Annotated in this window: 1 protein-coding gene; it reads right to left on the reverse strand. The window is 48.9% G+C overall.

Features of this window, described 5'->3' with window-relative positions; all coding sequences use genetic code 11:
• Nucleotides 1-66 precede the first annotated feature (66 nt).
• Nucleotides 67-698 (reverse strand): phage tail tip protein (locus ACJHYR_RS28030; RefSeq protein ID WP_410233230.1); only part of this gene is annotated, 632 nt, incomplete at its 5' end.

Consider the following 698-nt stretch of genomic DNA (forward strand, 5'->3'; position numbering starts at 1 on the left):
GCCGCCATACTCGCTCCACAAATAAAAAAGGCGCCATTTCTGGCGCCCGTATCTGGGTTATAAAATTCAGCTAATCGTGATGCCTGCAGTGGCTTTCTTCATCACAACAACAAGAAGGTCACTGATACTGGTTGTTGGCGTCCAGTTATTTGCACCATATGAAGAAACATTGAACGTCAGGGTGACATTCCCGTATCCCGCGGGCATATCAATCACCGATGAAAATACCCTGCTGACATCTGTCGCGGGCTCATGAAAGATTTCCTGTCCGTTCTTCAGTACCTGCAGTTTACAGGTTGAATACCAGTATGACTGTTGGTTCTTACTGTTGAAATTCTGATGTTTCATCCCGCGAAAAAGCACCGGGGGAATGATAATCTGCCGGTCGAATCCCTGATCATCGTAAACAGTGACGGTTATCGTGCCACTGGCATAGCTGTTATTACGGGGAAAGGCTTTCCCCACAGTCTTCACCAGGTCGCCTTCAATCTGGCTGGCAGACAGTTTTCCCAGAACCCGACAGTTCTCGTTAATCGTGACGTTGTTGAGCGAGCCCGAATTCGCATTCACGTTACCACTGATATCGGCATTTTTCGCCGTCAGACGCCCGTCCGGTGTCAGGGAAAATGCCGGGGGATTGCCGGATGAGGTGATACTCACCGCAAACAGTCGCTTCATGAAAACATCATTCATGAACA

The sequence above is a fragment of the Escherichia sp. WS1450 genome, from assembly GCF_046487395.1.
In the GTDB taxonomy this organism is placed as follows: Bacteria; Pseudomonadota; Gammaproteobacteria; order Enterobacterales; family Enterobacteriaceae; genus Escherichia; species Escherichia coli.